This is a genomic window from Parachlamydia sp. AcF125, from assembly GCF_018342475.1.
Classification (GTDB): domain Bacteria; phylum Chlamydiota; class Chlamydiia; order Chlamydiales; family Parachlamydiaceae; genus Parachlamydia.
Genome location: NZ_JAEMUD010000001.1, coordinates 319,095 through 334,830 on the forward strand (window position 1 = coordinate 319,095; position 15,736 = coordinate 334,830).

At 40.8% G+C, this 15,736-nt stretch carries 11 protein-coding genes and 2 pseudogenes; 8 read left to right on the forward strand and 5 right to left on the reverse strand.

Features of this window, described 5'->3' with window-relative positions:
* Nucleotides 1-949: 949 nt before the first annotated feature.
* Nucleotides 950-1,325: pseudogene (locus PARA125_RS10120) on the forward strand (IS256 family transposase); the annotation flags it as partial.
* 430 nt (nt 1,326-1,755) lie between these two features.
* Nucleotides 1,756-2,880, forward strand: coding sequence for an alpha/beta hydrolase (locus PARA125_RS01310; RefSeq protein ID WP_213156928.1), 1,125 nt, complete (start codon nt 1,756-1,758; stop codon nt 2,878-2,880).
* Nucleotides 2,881-3,068: 188 nt separating this feature from the next.
* On the opposite strand, the pseudogene PARA125_RS01315 reads toward PARA125_RS01310, so the two are convergent.
* The 5 genes and pseudogenes from PARA125_RS01315 to mnmE form a co-directional block, all read right to left on the reverse strand.
* Nucleotides 3,069-3,281 (reverse strand): annotated as a pseudogene (locus PARA125_RS01315) (IS256 family transposase); the annotation flags it as partial.
* 295 nt (nt 3,282-3,576) lie between these two features.
* Nucleotides 3,577-5,406 (reverse strand): glutamine--fructose-6-phosphate transaminase (isomerizing), encoded by a 1,830-nt coding sequence (gene glmS / locus PARA125_RS01320; RefSeq protein ID WP_213156929.1) that lies wholly within the window; start codon nt 5,404-5,406, stop codon nt 3,577-3,579.
* Between the two features lie 9 nt (nt 5,407-5,415).
* Nucleotides 5,416-6,795 (reverse strand): phosphoglucosamine mutase, encoded by a 1,380-nt coding sequence (gene glmM, locus PARA125_RS01325; RefSeq protein WP_213157493.1) that lies wholly within the window; start codon nt 6,793-6,795, stop codon nt 5,416-5,418.
* 124 nt (nt 6,796-6,919) lie between these two features.
* On the reverse strand, nt 6,920-7,546 hold the full coding sequence (gene nth / locus PARA125_RS01330) for an endonuclease III (protein WP_213156930.1): 627 nt from the start codon (nt 7,544-7,546) through the stop codon (nt 6,920-6,922).
* A 3-nt stretch (nt 7,547-7,549) separates the two neighbouring features.
* Nucleotides 7,550-8,923 carry a tRNA uridine-5-carboxymethylaminomethyl(34) synthesis GTPase MnmE gene (gene mnmE, locus PARA125_RS01335; RefSeq protein WP_213156931.1) on the reverse strand — a complete coding sequence of 458 codons (1,374 nt, stop codon included), beginning with the start codon at nt 8,921-8,923 and terminating at the stop codon, nt 7,550-7,552.
* Nucleotides 8,924-9,097: 174 nt separating this feature from the next.
* On the opposite strand from mnmE, the gene PARA125_RS01340 reads away from it, so the two are divergent.
* From PARA125_RS01340 to PARA125_RS01365, 6 genes are all read left to right on the forward strand, one after another.
* Complete coding sequence (locus tag PARA125_RS01340) at nt 9,098-9,505, forward strand: DUF1761 domain-containing protein (protein ID WP_213156932.1); 408 nt, start codon at nt 9,098-9,100, stop codon at nt 9,503-9,505.
* Nucleotides 9,506-9,543: 38 nt separating this feature from the next.
* Complete coding sequence (locus PARA125_RS01345) at nt 9,544-10,641, forward strand: class I fructose-bisphosphate aldolase (protein WP_213156933.1); 1,098 nt, start codon at nt 9,544-9,546, stop codon at nt 10,639-10,641.
* Nucleotides 10,642-11,052: 411 nt separating this feature from the next.
* Nucleotides 11,053-12,030, forward strand: a complete 978-nt coding sequence (locus tag PARA125_RS01350) for an AAA family ATPase (RefSeq protein ID WP_213156934.1) — start codon at nt 11,053-11,055, stop codon at nt 12,028-12,030.
* A 72-nt stretch (nt 12,031-12,102) separates the two neighbouring features.
* Nucleotides 12,103-12,465 carry a hypothetical protein gene (locus PARA125_RS01355; RefSeq protein WP_213156935.1) on the forward strand — a complete coding sequence of 121 codons (363 nt, stop codon included), beginning with the start codon at nt 12,103-12,105 and terminating at the stop codon, nt 12,463-12,465.
* Nucleotides 12,466-12,520: 55 nt separating this feature from the next.
* A complete protein-coding gene (locus tag PARA125_RS01360) occupies nt 12,521-14,326 on the forward strand; it encodes a M48 family metallopeptidase (protein WP_213156936.1) in 1,806 nt (601 codons plus the stop codon).
* On the forward strand, nt 14,327-15,709 hold the full coding sequence (locus tag PARA125_RS01365) for a dipeptidase (RefSeq protein ID WP_213156937.1): 1,383 nt from the start codon (nt 14,327-14,329) through the stop codon (nt 15,707-15,709). It begins immediately after the preceding gene.
* Nucleotides 15,710-15,736 lie beyond the last annotated feature (27 nt).

The window sequence follows — 15,736 nt, forward strand, 5'->3', positions numbered from 1 at the left end:
GTCAAAAAATAATTTACACTAAAAAAAGTTAAATGTCAATCGCAAAGGAAGGTTTATAGGCAATTCCCCTATACCCCCCCCCTCTCTTGTAGCGCTCTCTGCCTAATCAGAACCACCTAGCGTGCTCCTTAAAAGATAAAAGTACAGCTAGATTTATGATTCACAGTAAACTTATCATTTCGGTAGAAAGAAGATGACATTGGTCTTTAGAAGAAAGAATTAATTATCTGAGAAACATACCGAATCAGACATCCTACTTCCCAAATTGCCAGAAAATATGAGGCAACACTAAACCAACTTATTGCATGGAGAAGATCGACGAAACAAGGGGACCTTCAAGCGATTAGCAATTCAGAAGAACTAATCCCTAAAGCCAGGTAAGAGCTTGAACGTATGCCCGGTAAAAACACCGTTGAAATTGAGGCCTTAAATGAAGCAATAAAGAGCGAGAAGGGAAAACCCCATCTTACGACAGCCCTTTTCAAACTTAAAAGACTTAGCATAAGTAGAACAGCTAACGTATCTCACACAGCAAAGGAGTGAAAAGAGCGTTTTGAATAGGCAAATTTCTTTCCTAAAAACGAAAAAATAACTCAAGATATTCTAGGCAGCTATACCGATTATCTAATTAACTACAACCAACATGCGGCAGACATCGGAATTGCAAATCTTTTGGATGCACAATTCAGTGGTGATGAAATCACCACATATTTAAATCGCAATCAGTGCGTTTCAGAAGACTTATAGTAATATGTCCAAGCAGACGTACATAAACACGAACAAGCAAAAAGAGGAATTATGGTATAATCGAAGAGAAACCTTACATAGTTAAAAATGAAATGATCTGTTAGCATTTCTCGAATGCCAAAGGTCGATGCGTTAAAACAACCAATATTTTATTAAATAATCCACTACGATGAAATAGCCGTTCTCATCGCCTACGTCATTTTCGATAAAATATATTCCTACAAAATATGCCAAGGAATTTATGGCTGCCTTGAAGGCAATTTATGGAGCAAACACGTTGGAATTAGCCGAGCAAAATCTTGAGGGGCTATAAGGTAAATGAGAGGGCAGCTACCCATTAGCAGCCAAGCCTTGGATAGTCCATTGAGTTAATAGCGGTATAATCGCTTCATACACAATTTAGAAAGGTTGCTAAGAACAAAGCTATTTTTCCAACGGATGAGGCTTTATTTAAAATGCTCTTTTTAGTAGCGCGAGACATTTCAAAAAAATGGACGATGCCCCTTCGGGAATGGAAAGCAGTCATTTCGCATCTAGCATTAGCGTATGGAGACAGGCTAGGTTTAGCAAATAGCTGAAGCGATTTACACAGAAAAATTGACAGACTCTAAATTGGGGAAACGCTCCTCCGCAACATTTAACAATATCTCTTGAGAAATTATCAAAAGTTTTGTATGGCCAACTATTTTCTATCCTTATCAAACAAGTTTTGGCTTCTTTTGCATCTACGGATGGTACTTCCTCTACTATTTTACACATCATTCATGGCGGCCTTTCTAACTTTTTCTGGTCTTGCTCGTCTGTTAACAAGCAATACCACGCTTCTAAAATATCTATCTTTCTCCCTCTTGCTTGCTAAAGCTTCCAGGTGCTTTAAGCTTTTACATTTAAGCTAACCTGTAGTAAACTTTTTCCCACTCATGTAAAGCAACTTGCCATTTTTTAATTTGACAAGATAGCTACTCATATCTATAGCACGAATAAAAATAAATAGTTTAGGTAATTCCTATGCTTCCTAACTCTTCTTTATCCTCTTCCTCTTCTTCATTTTCTTTATCTTCTTCCGTTTCTTTGGCTAGCAATGATGACGACGAACAACAACTCTATTTGATTAGCAATCGCAAAAATTTTATAGACCGTTATGAATTTTCCATGTCAACTAAAATTGCGCGTGTTTTTTTCTCTTCGCGAGAAAAAGCGGAAGAAGATTTTGAGCAATTTATTGATCATAATGCTGAAAAATTTAAGAAACGTAAAATTCTTATTCTTATCCATGGATTCACTGTCACATACGAAGGAGCAGTTGACACATTAGAACAAGTTGCCTATGAAGTTAACAAAAGTTATGATATAGTAATCGGTTATTTATATCCTGCTGGTGCTAAATTTTATCAATACAGCAAAGCGAAAAAGAGAGGATTGCGCGCCGCTAGAGCCTATCTATCCAACATTTTGCGTCGCATACAACCATTAGCTCAACGCCTAGACATTGCTGCTCATAGCATGGGGACTATAGTTGCCATGAATGCATTAAATCAAAGTCAAAGCCCCAAAATTAATAATCTTTTCTTGCTTGGAGGAGCGATTAATGAGACAAGTATTTTCGATTGTGACGGCCATAAATGCACCCATTTGCAACAAGCATTGACCAATGCGAGCAAAATTTATATTTTTTATTCATGCAACGATGCAATTTTGCCATGGCTTCACTTGTTTAATCCTACACAAACAGTCGGAAGCCCCGGTGAAGAAATTCTCAAAAAACCCATCGCCCACAATGTGTACTTAATTAATACTACGTCAATTGTTAAGGATCATAGCGGGTATTACAAAAGCCAAGAAATTTTTGAATTTTTTAAAAAAGCTGTGGATTGTTCTGATCGCAAAGAGGATTTAAGCGATCGTTACTTTACTTTTGAGAGTGGGAAATTAACCTCTCATTTAAAACCCAAAATTTGTCCCAGAAAAGATGGAATATGGCTCACCATTCGCACCCAATTACCTATACCCAAAAGAAAGCCCAACTCTTTTTCTCAAACCACAATTGAAGCCACTACAATTTATGGAACAGAAAATATCTTCTCAACACATTATAACACAGAAAACTGGAAAAATGATTTATACACCCTCTAAGCAATCGATCGAGATCGTTTAACACCCATTAGGCGACGAAATTTTTCATCATCTAAGTTCTTTATTATTTCAGATGTCATCGCACCTCACTCACCTAAAATAAGGCGAATATATCAAAAGAATTTAATTTCGAAGGAGCTCTAACTTATTGAAATTTCTAGGCTACGTCTTCTTTTTTCTTTGATTTCTTAGCCAACTTTAAACTTGGCTCCCTTGGCAACCTTTTCTATTAATTCATGCCCTCTAAGTCTTCTCCAATGTTTTTCAGCTGTTATAGCTAGCTTATATACCATGTTAAGCGTACAAATTCTAGATCCACATCCTTTTGTTTGCTTTGTCCGATGTCTGATGGTAGCAAAAGTCGATTCTATAGGATTAGTTGTACGAATATGTCCCCAGTGAGTGTTGTCGCGTAAATGAGAAGAGAGGATAAAGCGTCTATGGTAAACTTGCCCTTTAACACATAGGGGCTGTAAATTTAGTCTGCTACAAAAAATTTAGGCAGACTATGGAAAAAAAGTTCATTTACCGCATGTGCAATTGGTCTAAGTAATAACAAAGCTTTAGTTCAAAAGAGAAAGCCTAACTTTGTGATTTTCCAAATTTTAGACTTTAACGATTAGGCGGGCAGCCTAAACAGCCCGCAAATAAGATAGGCGACATCGCTTAAACAGTGCCTTTAAAGGCGCTATTTTTCTATTCGACCGTGACGGATTTTGCTAAGTTGCGAGGCTGGTCAATTTCTGCCCCTCGCTCCTTTGCGATGTAGTAAGCTAACAACTGCGAGACTACCGTTGTCAGAACACCCGAAACCTCATCGATAGTTTGTGGAATGTAGATAATATCATCGGCAATTCCTTCGAGCCCTTTCTCACAAGTTTCTGCAATGGCAATCACCTTGCCGCTGCGAGCTTTAATTTCCATCAAGTTGCTTAAGAGTTTTTCAAAGGTAGACTTGTTACCGCATAAGGCAACTGTTGGGCAATTTTCATTGATTAAGGCAATCGGTCCATGCTTCATTTCTCCTGCAGGGTAACCGTTGGCATTAATATATGAAATTTCTTTAAGTTTTAATGCACCTTCCAAGCTTGCCGGATACATGTAACTTCTTCCTAAGTAAAAGAAATTGTCATAGTGAGCATATTTCTTGGCAATTTCTTGAATTTTGTGGCTTTGATTTAAAACTTTTTGCACTTGATCCGGCAGCTTTTGCAAAGCTTCTAAGAAGGATTGCCCCTCTTTTTTATCCATGTGCCGCATACGGGCCATTAATAAGGTAAAGAGCGCTAGTACGACCACTTGGCTGGTAAAGGCTTTAGTGGAACAAACCCCGATTTCTTGGCCAGCTCTCAAAAAGATGCTCGCATCAGCTTCTCGGGCTAAATGAGACCCTTCCACATTGCAAATTGCCAAAACCTTCACTCCCTTTGTCTTTAGCTCTCGCACAGCTGCTAAGGTATCGGCAGTTTCTCCCGATTGACTAATCGCAATGGCTAACGTCCCCGCGGGGACCACGGGATTTTTATACCGAAATTCAGAAGAGATTTCAACTTGCACAGGGATACGAGCGCGATCTTCTAGCATGTAAGCAGCCAGATAACCCGCATGCCATGAGGTGCCGCAGGCGAGAATTAAAATTCTTTCCACCTCTAGCAACTCATTCACTTCAAAATTGATTCCTTCAAATAAGGCCGTTCCGTAATCTTGAATAAAACGGCCTGAAAGGGCGTTGCGAATGGTTTGAGGTTGTTCGAAAATCTCTTTTAAGGTGTAGTGCTCATAATCCCCCTTGGAGGCACTTTCTAAAAGAGCATGCATTTTCTCTAGCTTCTTTTCGATCTCTCCTTTTGCCACATCAAACACTTCTAATTTATCTGCTTTAACAACTGCTATCTCACCCGTCAGCAAAAAAGCCACTTCTCGGGTGTGGGCAGCAAAAGCATGCGGATCTGAAGAGACAAAGGCTTCTCCTTCCCCCACTCCGATAACCAAGGGGGATTCATGCGCAATGGCGACAATTTGATCGGGAAAATCTCGGTGAATTAAGGCGATCGCAAATGTTCCTTTTAAGAAAGGGAGTGTTTTTTTAACAGCCTCTACTAAATCGCCCTGGTAAAACTTCCCTATGAGATGGGCTACAACTTCAGTGTCGGTCTCCGAAGAAAATTGAATACCCTCTGCTTTCAATTCACGCCGCAAAGCGTCGTGATTCTCGATAATCCCATTGTGTACAATGGCTAAAGTTTGCTCTTCATTAAAATGAGGATGAGCATTAGTTTTATTAGGCTTTCCATGAGTGGCCCAGCGCGTTTGCCCAATCGCCATACTCTCCACGCACATTTGCGCTTCTTTGATTTCTTTTTCTAGAGCTGCGATTTTGCCTACTTCTTTGCAAAATGCAATTTCCCCCTGATAAATCCCTGCGATCCCAGCCGAATCGTATCCTCGATATTCGAGCCTTTTTAAACCATCTAAAACAATCTCAATCGGATTTTTAAGCCCTATATACCCAATAATCCCGCACATCCCTTCTCCCTATTTTTCCAGAGTTCCAATTTGTTTTCTGACCTCATCTGCGATGTGATTTGCCAATTGCTGAACTTGCTGCAATTTCGGCCCCTCTACCATCACGCGGCAAATATTTTCTGTCCCCGAGTAACGCACAAGTACTCGACCAGAATTTCCTAAAATTTCTTCTACCTCAGTAACCTTTTGGGTCACACTTGGTAAAGTTTCAAGCAAGGGTTTAGCATTTACTTTGACGTTTAGACAAACTTGAGGATATTTTTTTACAATAGCTGCTAAATCAGATAATTTAGAATCGGTCTCAATCATAATGCGCATCACCTGCAAAGCGCATACTAATCCATCTCCAGTGGTATTATGATCGAGAAAAATTAAATGGCCGCTTTGCTCGCCTCCTAGGTTCGCATCGTGCTCCAACATATCTTGAATCACATAACGATCGCCCACTTGCGATTGAATCACTTCAATCCCTAGTTCTTCCATCGCTTTTACAAGACCAAAATTACTCATCACAGTAGAGACCACTTTGTTGCCTCGAAGCATCCCTGTCCGTTGCATATCTTTGGCACAAATAGCTAAGATCGTGTCCCCATCAATAATCTGAGCATTCTCGTCCACCATAATCACACGGTCTGCATCCCCATCTAAAGCAATCCCTACGTCTGCTCGATGTTCAATGACAGCCTTCTGAATGGTTTCAGGATAGAGAGAGCCGCATTGCAAATTAATGTTTAAACCATCAGGCGTATTTCCATAGACAAAGACCTTGGCATCTAATTCCTTAAAAATCAAGGGAGCAACCTTATAGCCGGCCCCATTGGCACAATCTAAAGCAATTGTTAAATTTTTTAAAGACAAGCGGCGTGGAAAGGTCGCTTTAGCAAACTCAATATATCGCCCGTCTGCATCCGTCACTTTGAAGTTTTTTCCAATATCATTATCGGCAGGCAAGCTGTCATCAAAGTTATTAGCTGCGACAAGTTCTTCCATTTGTTTTTCCCAGGTGTCCGGCAATTTAAAGCCTTCAGAAGAGAAAAACTTGATTCCATTATCATAATAGGCATTGTGTGAAGCTGAAATGACAATCCCAGCATCTGCGCGATAAGCGCGCGTGATAAAGGCCACTCCAGGAGTGGGAAGAGGACCGACCATTAACGTATCCACACCCATTGAGCACAAACCAGAAATTAAGGCATTTTCGAACATGTAGCATGACAAGCGAGTATCCTTTCCAATCACCACCCGATGTTTGCCGTCATGGGACCGGAAAATTTTCCCAGCTGCCCGCCCTAGGGCTAAAGCGATTTCGACTGTCATAGGAAAGCGGTTTGCCTTGCCTCGTACACCATCTGTTCCAAAAATTTTCCCTACTTTTCCACGCTCTTTCACTTGCACGACCTCCCCTAAAATTTCCGCAATGGGTGCTTCTTATTTCACAAACATCGGTCCCAAATTTAAAGCAGACTAGCGCATCATCCTCTCGAAGATCAAGTAAAAAGAACTTTATGGATAGCTAGTTTGTTAAGGAAAGCGTGGAACAAATCGGACAAACATCGTGAACATGCTGCCGCGCTTGGCAAAATTTCCGCGCAAAATAAATGATTTGCAAATGGACTTTGATCCAATCTGTTTTAGGAAAAAGTTCTTTGAGATCTTTTTCGACGTGGGCTGGGGTTTTTCCCATGCTTAATCCCCACCGTTTAGCACATCGCAAAATATGGGTATCTACGGGAAAGGCAGGAATATTAAAAGCTTGAGCCATAACTACGGAAGCTGTTTTATGACCCACGCCAGGCAGCTCTTCTAATTCCTCAAAGCTAGCAGGAACGATCCCTTGGTGTTTCTCGATCAAGATTTTTGATAATTCCCAAATTGCTTTGGCTTTAGTTAAAGATAACCCGCAAGGGCGAATGGTCTCTTGAATTTTTGCCACTGATAACTGCACCATTTGCTCGGGCGTATGCGCTAAGGCAAACAAATGTGGCGTAATGGAATTGACTCGCGCATCGGTACATTGAGCTGACAGCAAAACAGCTATCAATAAAGTGTAGGGGTCTTGATGTTTAAGTGGCACAGCAGGGGAGGGAAAATATGCGTTTAAAATCTCACCGATTCGCCTAGCGCATGCTTTTTTATCCACTTTTCATTTCCCAATGCAAAATTTTGAAAAGATAGAAGAAAGAATATCTTCCGTCACGTTTGTTCCTATAATTTTTCCCAATTCGCGCAAACACAAGCGCATGTCTACACATAAAAATTCGGGGGAAAGATTATGAGATAATCCATCATACACATTTTGCGCAAAGGCAATCGCTCCTTTTAAAGCTTCGAGGTGTCGCATGCTCGTGATAACCACCTCTTGCTGATCAGGCATCCCATTTTTCCAAATCACTTCATCGATCGTGGCTTGCAAAACTTCCAGTCCTTGTCGTTCTTGTGCAGAAGCTTGCACAGTTGGAAAAGGAAGGGGAGGAAGTTCAGTTTGCTTGATGTCAATTTTATTCCATACACCAATGGTTTTTTCAGGTGGAATTTGTTGCATTAATAGATGGTCATCCGGCTGCAACCCTTGACTTGCATCCAGCACAAAAAGAATTAAATCCGCTTCTTGCATTGCTTGACGAGAACGTCGGATCCCCTCAGCTTCCACGATTTCTGCCGAATCGCGAATACCCGCTGTGTCAAGAAGCCGAAAATTTAAGCCATTTAATTTTAAATGATCTTCTAAAACATCTCGGGTTGTCCCGGCAATTGCAGAGACAATCGCACGATCTTTTCCAAGCAAGGCATTCATTAAAGACGATTTTCCCACATTTGGGCAGCCGATTAAGCACAGGGAAACCCCCTCTCGAAGGATTTTTCCATTATGAAAAGTAGAGGCAAGACTTTGCATGGCATCCGTAGCTTGCTTAAGAGTGGCTTGAATCTCTTCCATACTGGCAAATTCTAACCCTTCTTCAGGAAAATCAACCCAAGCTTCTAGGATTGCTGCGATGTCGCTCAAGCTTTTCTGAAAAGTGGAGATTTTGCGCGTTAAAGCACCCTGCAGATGGCTTCCAGCAGCTTGTAGAGCTTTTTCATTTTTTGCTCCAATCAATTCTTGCACAGCTTCCGCTTGTGCTAGGTCTAGCTTGCCATTCATAAAAGCTTTAAAGGTAAACTCTCCTGGACGAGCAGCGCGTGCGCCTGCTTCTAAAACCGTTTGCAAAACACGGCGCGCAATTAGGCTGCCTCCATGGCAATGGATTTCAACGGTATGTTCACCTGTATAGGAACGGGGGGCGTGCATGGGTAATAAAAGCACATGATCAATCCATTCCCCTTCCTTATTTTTGATTTTGCCATAATGGACAGTATGAGTAGGAAGACTTTCTACAGGGCGTGAAAAACAACGGCTTGCCACTTCAATCGCATAGTTGCCAGAGATTCGAATAATCGCCACTCCCCCTTCTCCCGGTGGAGTTGCAATGGCGGCAATTGTATCACCTGCCTGATAAGATTCGTGAATAAAATCCATATTTTTTTAATTGCAAGGCTTTTAAAACCAAAATGTTTTGATAGTTTTTCAAACAATCATAACGGATTCAGCCCATAAGATTCAATGTCAAAATCATTAAGGGAGGGATTGCCGTTTTATTCCCAACTTCTTATAGTCATATGTATTTTTACTTTAAACTAAAGGAGCCCTCATATGATTTCACTTTCAGCAGTTCACTTTGTCCCGATCTTCGTCACTGCCTGCATCTATATAGCTTTAGGAATGCTTTGGTATTCTCCCTGGCTATTTGGAACTATCTGGTTGAAAGAAATGAATCTCGTCCCCGAACAAATTCGCACTCCCTGGATTGAATCTTTAAGTGCTTTCTTGATGGCACTCTTAATGTCCTATATTTTATCGCAATTTGTCGTTTTGACAAATTCTTATACCCTTACACAAGGAGCTTGCTTAGGCTTTTTAATTTGGCTTGGTTTTATTGTCCCCACTCTCTTTTCAAATGTCCTTTGGGAAAAAAAACCTATAAAAGTTTATTTAATCCATATTTCGCTGGTTTTACTTTTCCTAGTGATTAGCGGAAGCATTCTGTCGTTTTGGAGATAAATTAATTTGTTAAACACTTAACTTAGGGGAGAGATTCTATGCCAACATTAGCAGCTCAAAAAGGATCTTTTTTAAACACTGTCGAAGAACTTCTGGGCGATGAAGCCCCTTTTTTACTCAACTATAGCTGCAAAGCGGTGACCCAGGATGCCATTCACAAACCCGGTTCTGATTGGGTAGAGCGCATTTTTGGGATCAGCAATCGATCTATCCCTGTTTTGCGCAATTTACAATCCATTTTCAACCATGGACGCTTAGGCGGAACGGGATATCTCTCTATCTTGCCCGTAGATCAAGGGGTTGAACATTCTGCAGGCGCTTCTTTTGCCCCCAATCCCCTTTATTTTGATCCTGAGAATATTGTGAGACTGGCGATTGAAGGGGGCTGTAATGCCGTCGCTTCAACCCTTGGAACTTTAGGAAGCGTAGCCCGTAAATATGCTCATAAAATCCCTTTCATTTTAAAAATTAACCACAACGAACTTTTATCCTATCCCAATTCTTTCGACCAGATTTTATTTGCGAATGTTCAGCAAGCCTATGAAATGGGGGCAGCTGCGGTAGGAGCAACCATTTATTTTGGCTCACCAGAAAGCCATCGGCAAATTCAAGAAGTCAGCGAGGCTTTTCATCTGGCACATGAGCTTGGAATGGCCACTATATTGTGGTGCTATTTGAGAAACCCAGCTTTTAAAATGGATGGAGTGGATTACCACGAAAGCGCGGATTTAACAGGACAGGCAAATTATTTAGGAGCCACCATCGAAGCTGATATCGTTAAACAAAAGCTGCCGGTGATAAATGGCGGTTACCCAGCCATCAACCGCGTGACAAAAGGATATGGCAAATATTCTGAACACATGTATGATAAGCTTTGTGAAGATCATCCGATTGATCTTTGTCGTTACCAGGTCCTGAATGGGTTTAGTGGGCGCGCAGGCTTAATTAACTCAGGAGGAGCTTCTGGCAAAAACGATCTTAAAGACGCTTTAAAAACCGCCATTATTAACAAAAGAGCGGGAGGAATCGGATTAATCAGCGGGAGAAAGTCTTTCCAAAAGCCTATGAATGAAGGAGTCAAGCTGCTTAACCTCATTCAAGATGTTTATCTGGCAAAAGAAATTACATTAGCTTAAATGTTAAGATTAAGATCTAAATTTTATTTGAATTTTTTAATACAATGAAACTTTGGTACGGTAAAAAATGGGGTGCTAACATGAGATTCGTCTTCAATTTTATTTTTTTTGGAATTTTGTTTTATCTCATTTGGCTATACTTTCCAGATGCATTTAAAACGCTTGTTGAGTGGGCCTCCACCATCTTCGAGTTTGTAAGACACCTTGTTTTAACAGCAATCGAAAAGCTTAACGAAACAAAGGTTCCCCCTCCTTCTCCTCCACCGCCTTCTACAGTGGGCTTTTTGTTGCCCTTCTTTATCACTGGGAATTCTAGTAGGAGATAGGATATCGCCTTCAAAATCCAGTGGCTTTTAAGTCTTTTCCTTGCTTTTATGTTGTTTTATAACCTAGAAGCAAGGAAATGATCTCATGAGTGATCTAGATTCTGCTATTCAGCCAATCTTGCAAAAGTTTCAGTTAGCAAAACAGGAAATAAGTAAAGTCATTGTTGGGCAAAAAGAAATGGTTGACCGGCTTTTAGTGGCTTTATTAGCTGACGGCCATGTTTTGTTAGAAGGTCTCCCCGGATTAGCAAAAACACTGGCAATTACAACGCTAGCTAAAACGATCCAATGCGATTGCAAGCGGATACAGTTCACTCCCGATCTTCTTCCAGCAGACTTAATTGGAACCTCGATTTACAATCCTAAAGATCATTCTTTTCACGTTAATCAAGGTCCGATTTTTACCAATATTCTGATTGCAGACGAAATCAACCGAGCCCCCGCTAAAGTTCAATCCGCTCTCTTAGAAGTGATGCAAGAAAGGCAGGCTACCATTTCTGGAAAAACTTTCGCCACTGGCTCCCCTTTTTTGGTGTTAGCCACTCAAAATCCCATCGAACAAGAAGGCACCTATGGACTCCCAGAGGCTCAAACAGATCGCTTTATGATGAAAATTCAAGTGGAGTACCCCACCCTTGAAGAAGAAAAGATGATTATTGAACGAATGACTACCTTTGGAAAACGATTAACTCCAAACCCAATTTTATCTAGAGAAGAGATTTTGGCGGCACGGCAACTCGTCAACCAGATTTATGTAGATGAAAAAATTGTCCACTACATTTTAAATATCATCTTTGCCACAAGAAATCCTAAAGCCTATGAAATTTCCCTTGATCACCTTTTGCTCTCGGGCGCTTCTCCCCGAGCAAGTATTGCTTTAACCTTAGCAGGTAAAGCTCAAGCTTTTTTAGCAGGCCGAGCTTTTGTAGTCCCGCATGATATCAAGCAGATAGCCCATGCTATTTTACGCCATCGCTTGCGAAGAACTTACGAAGCAGAAGCGGAAAGCATCTCTCCAGATGAAATAATCGACCGTATTCTTGAAAAAATTCCGGTCCCTTAATTTTTTTCGCTCGAATTTAACATTTTCTTATGCTTTAATCATCTCTAGGTTTAGTACAAAATTGGGAAGTATATGGCCCTCTACAAATATTGGCAATTTCCTCTCCTACTGGCTTTCATTGCAATCATCGGTTACTTCAGTGGGCCTTTCGAACGTCATGTTCCTATGAAAGTGGCAGAAAAAGAATTACCTGTTCAAAGCAGTTCCTTTAAGATCGATTCGATCCCCCTCTTACAACCAGCCGAGGGGAAAGACCTTTCAAAAAAAAAGCTTGCAAAGGATCTTCCCGCTGAAATAGAGCAAGCTTTTGAAATCCAGGAAATTGCTTTGCTTGATCCGTCTGATGAGCTGCCATTTTGCAAAGAACGGACATTTTTGAAACGACTTAAGGAAAGTCGCCAGAAAAGATTAAAATTTGAAGAAAATGCGCCGTGATTTTAATCACTTTATTCCCTTAAGCTAATATATTTTAGCAAATTGAGGAATTGACGTGTTTTCGAGTATTTTCTATCTCATCCTTGTCTTATTAGCAATTAGCCTTTCTCCCCATGGAGAAACTGTCACTCTCGATCCAGGAGTAGCCTTTTTAATTTCCATGAGTCTTTATGCTGTGCTGATCGGCTTAATTTGTTTGCAAAATATCTCGTTTAGAAAGGGTTTACAAAAAAATAGAAGTTTAATGCTAGGTTTAGCGAATGTAGAATTGCTGGCATTTTTAATCCTCTACCATTTTTTTCTAGGTGGGGATCAAATTTTCTTTTCATCTTCTTGCCATTTTTCGGCTACCTTTCAAACTCTCTTTTCCGTTACCTTATTCTTTTTTGGAATATGGACCTTTCACTATACAGCCTCTAAACCAAAAAGGTTTGCTGCACCACAAGAAAAAGCCCATTCGTATGCCTCTTCGCAGGTGCGTTTTATCTTGCCTTTTGCTCTTCCCTTTCTTTTATTAACAGTTTTAACGGACATTTTTCAATTCCACCCTTTTTTCGATCTTAGCAAACTCCAAGAAATGTCCACCTTGACTGATACGCTTATCCTATTCGGATTCAGTTTGGGATTCATGATGCTTTTGCTAATTTTCTTCCCCCCCCTTATTCAATGGATTTGGCAATGTCAACCTCTAAAAGATTCTCCCTTTCAACAAAAATTACAAAAAATTTGTGAACGAGCAGGCTTTAAACACCCCAAGCTTAAAGTATGGACGGTCATGAATCAATCACTAACCGCTGCAATCATTGGTGTAATCCCACCTTTCCGCTACGTCTTATTTACAAAAAAGCTGCTCCATACGCTCTCTGCTGAGGCAATTGAAGCGATCCTTGCCCATGAAATTGGGCATAGCTACCGCAAGCATTTGCTGATTTACCCTTTTGTTTTATTTGGTTTCATGGTTTTGACAGGCATTCTTTCCCTTTTATTTGCTCAAACGATTGAAAATACCTTGAACTTAGAAATCCTTTTGAACCCCAACCTCAATTGGCAGCTGATTGTTCCCCTCCTTTTTTTTCTTTTCTACGGAACTTCTCTTATTCTTTACCTTCGTTATGTATTTGGTTTTTTTTCCCGTTTATTTGAGAGACAAGCAGATTTGCATGTCTATGCTCTAGGGGTTCCTCCCGAGCATATGATTAAAGCTTTAGATGAATTAGGCGTAGCCACCGGCCATACACATGAGCATCCTAGCTGGCACCATTACAGCATTCAACAGAGAATAAACTTTCTTCACCAAACGATTCAGTTCCCCTCTCTTATTGAGAGCCACAACCGCAAAGTGAAAAAGATTCTATTTGCTTACTTTATGGCCCTTTTTGTGGGGGCGTGCCTGCTTCTTTCCCCTTGGTTACCTCATCTATCTCCATTTTCTAAAATCCAACAAACTTTCTCTCATCTCTCACATTCTTTCAATCATTCCTGGAATGCTTCGCTTAGGTATAATCTAGCGCGAAAATATCAACATGACTACCGGTTAACAAGCCATTCGGCAATCCTACAAAAAACCTTGGAAGAGGCATTTGAATCTTTTGATAGGGGGAGGACGGTCGAAGAAATTAATCTGATTGCTTCCCAACGACTGTACAAGGCTGGAGAGGTTTATGCCAGCTCTATCCTCCTGACCCAAATTTGGCAACAAATGCCTTCCAAAGATTTTAAGCAGCAGTTTCTTACACAACTCTTCTCCTTTACAAATCTTCTTTTGCAAAACCCCTCCATCAATCAAGAAGCCATTCAACAACTCCAGCAAGAATATGAAAGAAAAATGAAGACGATTAAAATATCTAAAAAGGGCATTTAAATGGTTCAAGAACATCTTACAAACCTAAAAAACTATTTTAGCGAAAACAAACCGCGCATCTTAGACGAATTTTTTACCTTTCTACGCTTTCAAAGCATTAGTTCAGAACCTGAATTTCGGGACTCTATGCACGCATGCGTGGAGTGGTTGAAAAATTACATTCAAACCCTAGGATTTCAAACGGAGATTTGGAAAACTGATGGACATCCGATCCTTTTTGCTACAAATTTAAACGCCGGCCCGTCAAAACCAACTCTCCTGATTTACAATCATTACGATGTACAACCCATCGACCCTCTTGAATTATGGGAGTCCCCCCCTTTTGAACCAGAACAACGGGGACAAGAAATTTTCGCAAGAGGGGCCCAAGATAACAAAGGACAATGTTTTTACGTCTTGCAAGCCTTAAAAGCCATGTGGGAAAAAGAAGGACAATTTCCTATCAATATTAAACTCTGTATTGAGGGAGAAGAAGAAATGGGGAGCATTTCCCTTGCCAAAATTCTTCCTCAAAAAAAACAGGAATTAAAAGCAGATTATTTAGCGGTTGTGGACATGGGGATCAACCACCCTACAGAACCTGCTGTGACATTAGGCATTCGGGGAATAGTGACCATGGATGTAGAAGTCAGCGGATCTTCTTTCGATTTACACTCTGGATCTCACGGGGGAATCGCCTATAATCCCCTTCATGCCTTATCGGAAATGATCGCCAAACTGCGCGACGAAAATGGAAAAATTCAGGTCCCCCATTTTTACGAAGATGTTGGGAGCCTATCAGCAAATGAGCGTTCCGATCTTGCTTTGAATTTTCATGCAGAAGAATACAAGCGCTTATTTGGGGCAGAAGCCACAGGGGGAGAGAAGGCCTTTACGCCTTTAGAACGCGCGTGGATAAGACCTACCATAGAGATTAATGGCATTTGCGGAGGCTATAGTGGAGAAGGCTTTAAAACTGTGATTCCCGCTAAAGCTTATGCTAAAGTTTCTTGTCGTTTAGTGCCTAATCAAGACCCTCAAAAAATCGGTCAGCTTGTGGCCCGTTATTTTGAAGAAAATGCCCCCCAAGGGATTCGCGTACACGTGCATCTTCACGAAGGGGGAGGAAATGCTGTCAGAGCAAATCAGCAATCAAAAATTCTTAAAGCTTTCTCAAAAGCCTATGAAGAAGTTTTTGAGGCACCTTGTCAATATATCTTCAGCGGGGGATCTATCCCTGTCGTGACAAAGCTTGCCGAAGCAAGTGAGAGTGAAATTTTGCTTTTAGGATTAGGACTCCCCGATGATCAAATCCATGCGCCCAATGAACACTTCGGTCTTGATCGCCTGGAAAAAGGATTTATCATTGTCTTTCGAGGAATTGAGCTCTTAGGCAAGAGTTAAGATGGCTCACTAGTTGTGAGCCATTTA

What these genes read in the sequence shown, in the direction of transcription:
- PARA125_RS01310 (WP_213156928.1), top strand. Translation starts at nt 1,756, where the DNA reads ATGCTTCCTAACTCTTCTTTATCCTCTTCCTCTTCTTCATTTTCTTTA.
- glmS (WP_213156929.1), bottom strand. Translation starts at nt 5,406, where the DNA reads ATGTGCGGGATTATTGGGTATATAGGGCTTAAAAATCCGATTGAGATT.
- mnmE (WP_213156931.1), bottom strand. Translation starts at nt 8,923, where the DNA reads ATGGATTTTATTCACGAATCTTATCAGGCAGGTGATACAATTGCCGCC.
- PARA125_RS01340 (WP_213156932.1), top strand. Translation starts at nt 9,098, where the DNA reads ATGATTTCACTTTCAGCAGTTCACTTTGTCCCGATCTTCGTCACTGCC.
- PARA125_RS01345 (WP_213156933.1), top strand. Translation starts at nt 9,544, where the DNA reads ATGCCAACATTAGCAGCTCAAAAAGGATCTTTTTTAAACACTGTCGAA.
- PARA125_RS01350 (WP_213156934.1), top strand. Translation starts at nt 11,053, where the DNA reads ATGAGTGATCTAGATTCTGCTATTCAGCCAATCTTGCAAAAGTTTCAG.
- PARA125_RS01355 (WP_213156935.1), top strand. Translation starts at nt 12,103, where the DNA reads ATGGCCCTCTACAAATATTGGCAATTTCCTCTCCTACTGGCTTTCATT.
- PARA125_RS01365 (WP_213156937.1), top strand. Translation starts at nt 14,327, where the DNA reads ATGGTTCAAGAACATCTTACAAACCTAAAAAACTATTTTAGCGAAAAC.